Below are 386 nucleotides of genomic sequence, written 5' to 3' on the forward strand. Positions count from 1 at the left end.
GCTTTCTTAACTAGATTATTGTTATCGTCATACTCATAGTTAGTAACTTGGTCACCCTGAATGGTTTGAGCTAAGCGCCCTAGCGCATCGTATAGGTAGTCGGTGTTAAGTGCATTGCTGCCACTGCCTTGTGTAACTTGTAGTTGATTACCTAAACCATTGTATTGGTACTCAGTGATACTTTGTTGTGTACTACCTTGGCGTACGACCACTTTGAGTGCACGACCTTGGCCGTCAAAAGTGGTGGTTGTGGTGTTGGTGGTGCCTGCTGTTTGAATGCCCCCACTGACAACGGTATTAATTTGCTCGCTCTTAATGACTTCGCTGCCATGCTTGTTATGCTCAAACGTCGTGGTCAGCTTTAAGCCGCTTGGGTCAACAATACT

General features: G+C 45.6%; 1 protein-coding gene. It reads right to left on the reverse strand.

The features are described from left to right. Positions 1-386: hypothetical protein (locus OCI93_RS21045; RefSeq protein ID WP_261627274.1), on the reverse strand; the 386-nt coding region annotated here is incomplete at both ends.

It is taken from the genome of Pseudoalteromonas holothuriae, from assembly GCF_945859825.1.
Taxonomy (GTDB): domain Bacteria; phylum Pseudomonadota; class Gammaproteobacteria; order Enterobacterales; family Alteromonadaceae; genus Pseudoalteromonas; species Pseudoalteromonas holothuriae.